Annotated in this window: 2 protein-coding genes and 1 pseudogene; 2 read left to right on the top strand and 1 reads right to left on the bottom strand. The window is 70.5% G+C overall.

Translation table 11 applies throughout. The features are described 5' to 3' along the window. Positions 1–259: pseudogene (locus P1P70_RS42890) on the bottom strand (murein L,D-transpeptidase); the annotation flags it as partial. Positions 260–480: 221 nt separating this feature from the next. On the opposite strand from P1P70_RS42890, the gene P1P70_RS42885 reads away from it, so the two are divergent. Further along, positions 481–2,061: a methylmalonyl-CoA mutase gene (locus P1P70_RS42885; protein ID WP_319247662.1), complete on the top strand. Its 1,581-nt coding sequence runs from the start codon at positions 481–483 to the stop codon at positions 2,059–2,061. A 29-nt stretch (positions 2,062–2,090) separates the two neighbouring features. Then, positions 2,091–2,744, top strand: a complete 654-nt coding sequence (leuE, locus tag P1P70_RS42880; protein ID WP_319247660.1) for a leucine efflux protein LeuE — start codon at positions 2,091–2,093, stop codon at positions 2,742–2,744. The last annotated feature ends 135 nt before the right edge of the window (positions 2,745–2,879 follow it).

Raw genomic sequence — 2,879 nt, 5'->3', positions numbered from 1 at the left:
GCGTGGGGGAGGGCGGCGCGGTCGTCGGGGCCTTCTCGGGTGCCTTCCCGTCGGTCCCGTTCCCGCGCGCGGTCTTGTCCCCGCCACCGGTTCGGTCGCCGTCGTCCTGCTTCGGGGAGCCGTTCGGCGTGGCGGTCCCGTCGATGCGCACGGGCTGGCGCTGGCCGCCGTGCACGTCGACTCCCTGGGCCGTGCAGGCGCCGGCCATGGCGAGTGCCGCGATCGCGGCCACCGATCTCCGCATGTCATTGGTACGCATCGGGGTCCCCGTCGTCTCACGATCGGCCGCGTCCGGTCGTTCTCCCGGACAGGTTGCCCGGACGTGAGCCGTCGCGAACAAACGGGCATGGTTGTGAGCAAGGTCCCAGCCAGGGGCACTCCACCGGACCAACGGCCGCCGCTACAGTCCGTCGCCGAGGCCGTTGTACTGACGAGTAACAAGCGAGCATCCGAGCGACGAACAAGACGGAGGCACACATCATGGCGCGCGAGTCGGAGTCCGGGCTGCCCATCGAGCCGGTGTACGGGCCGGAGGTGCTGGAGGGCTGGGATCCGGCGGAACGGCTGGGCGAGCCGGGCGCGTATCCGTTCACGCGGGGTGTGTATCCGTCGATGTACACGGGGCGTCCCTGGACGATGCGTCAGTACGCGGGCTTCGGCACGGCGGTGGAGTCCAACGCCCGCTACCAGCAGCTGATCGCCAACGGCACGATGGGCCTGTCGGTCGCGTTCGACCTGCCCACCCAGATGGGCCACGACTCCGACGCCCCGATCGCCCACGGTGAGGTCGGCAAGGTGGGTGTCGCGATCGACTCCGTCGAGGACATGCGGGTGCTGTTCGACGGCATCCCGTTGGACAAGGTCTCGACGTCGATGACGATCAACGCGCCGGCCGCCCTGCTGCTCCTGATGTACCAACTGGTCGGCGAGGAGCAGGGCGTACCGGCGGACAGGCTGACGGGCACGATCCAGAACGACGTGCTCAAGGAGTACATCGCGCGCGGGACCTACATCTTCCCGCCCAAGCCCTCGCTGCGGCTGATCGCCGACATCTTCCAGTACTGCAAGGCCGAGATCCCGAAATGGAACACGATCTCGATCTCCGGCTACCACATGGCCGAGGCGGGTGCCTCGCCCGCGCAGGAGATCGCGTTCACCCTGGCCGACGGGATCGAGTACGTCCGCACGGCGGTCGCGGCGGGCATGGACGTGGACGACTTCGCGCCTAGGCTGTCGTTCTTCTTCGTCGCCCGGACGACGATCCTGGAGGAGGTCGCCAAGTTCCGTGCGGCGCGCCGGATCTGGGCGCGGGTGATGCGCGAGGAGTTCGGCGCGAAGAACCCCAAGTCCCTGATGCTGCGTTTCCACACGCAGACGGCCGGGGTGCAGCTGACCGCGCAGCAGCCCGAGGTGAACCTCGTGCGGGTCGCGGTGCAGGGTCTGGCGGCGGTGCTGGGCGGCACCCAGTCGCTGCACACCAACTCCTTCGACGAGGCGATCGCCCTGCCCACCGACAAGAGCGCGCGCCTCGCGCTGCGCACGCAGCAGGTGCTGGCCTACGAGACGGACGTGACGGCGACGGTCGACCCGTTCGCCGGTTCGTACGTCATCGAGAAGATGACCGACGACGTGGAAGCGGCGGCCGTCGAACTGATGCGGAAGGTCGAGGACCTGGGCGGCGCCGTCGCGGCCATCGAGCACGGTTTCCAGAAGGGCGAGATCGAGCGCAGCGCGTACCGCATCGCGCAGGAGACCGACTCCGGGGAACGGGTCGTGGTGGGCGTCAACCGTTTCCAACTGGACGAGGAGGAGCCGTACGAGCCACTGCGGGTGGACCCGGCGATCGAGGCCCAGCAGGCGGAGCGGCTGGCCCGGCTGCGCGCGCAACGCGACCAGTCCGCGGTGGACGCGGCCCTCACCGCCCTGAAGAAGGCCGCCGAGGGCACGGACAACGTCCTCTACCCGATGCGCGAGGCCCTGAAGGCCCGCGCGACGGTCGGCGAGGTGTGCAACGCCCTGCGCGAGGTGTGGGGCACGTACATCCCCAGCGACGCCTTCTGATGTCGGACCCCCGTGCCACACTCCTCCTCATGTTCGGTGTCATCGACCTCCCCACCTACCTGGCGGGCCTCGTCCTGATCGTGCTCCTGCCCGGGCCCAACTCCCTCTACGTGCTGTCCGTGGCCGCCCGGCGCGGGATACGGACCGGGTACCGGGCCGCCGCCGGCGTATGGGTCGGGGACACCGTGCTGATGACGTTGTCGGCGGCGGGGGTGGCCTCGCTGTTGCAGGCCAACGCCGTGCTGTTCGGGATCGTGAAGTACGCGGGCGCCGGCTATCTGTCGTGGCTGGCGGTCGGGATGCTGCGGGCCGCGTGGGGGATGTGGCGCAGCCGCCGGGACCGGGTCGTGGAGGGGCCGGGCGAGGAGATCGCCGAGGGGGAGAGGCCGTTCCGGCGAGCCGTGGTGATCAGTCTGCTGAACCCGAAGGCGATCCTGTTCTTCGTCGCCTTCTTCGTGCAGTTCGTGGACCCGGGATACGCCTACCCGGCGCTCTCCTTCGTGGTCCTCGGCGCCTTCGCCCAGCTCGCCAGCTTCCTCTACCTGAGCGCGCTGATATTCAGCGGCACCAGGCTGGCCGCCACGTTCCGCCGCCGCAAGCGGCTGTCGGCGGGGGCCACCTCGGCGGCGGGAGCCCTGTTCCTCGGGTTCGCGGTCAAGCTGTCACTGGCGAGCAGCGCGTAGGCGGACTGCCCTCCTGATCGCCCGCGTCACCACCGGCGGCAGCAGGTCCACGGCCAGCCTGCGGGCCGTGCTGCGGGGCGGGCGGCGCCGGGCCGGGGGCCGGGGTGCGGCCGCCGCCGGGGCGGGGGCCGGCGG

The sequence above is a fragment of the Streptomyces sp. MB09-02B genome (assembly GCF_033794485.1).
Taxonomy (GTDB): Bacteria; Actinomycetota; Actinomycetes; order Streptomycetales; family Streptomycetaceae; genus Streptomyces.
The sequence above is the reverse complement of the archived record's forward strand: the minus strand, read 5'-3'. Positions and strand labels throughout refer to the sequence as shown.

What these genes read in the sequence shown, in the direction of transcription:
- P1P70_RS42885 (WP_319247662.1), top strand. Translation starts at nt 481, where the DNA reads ATGGCGCGCGAGTCGGAGTCCGGGCTGCCCATCGAGCCGGTGTACGGG.
- leuE (WP_319247660.1), top strand. Translation starts at nt 2,091, where the DNA reads ATGTTCGGTGTCATCGACCTCCCCACCTACCTGGCGGGCCTCGTCCTG.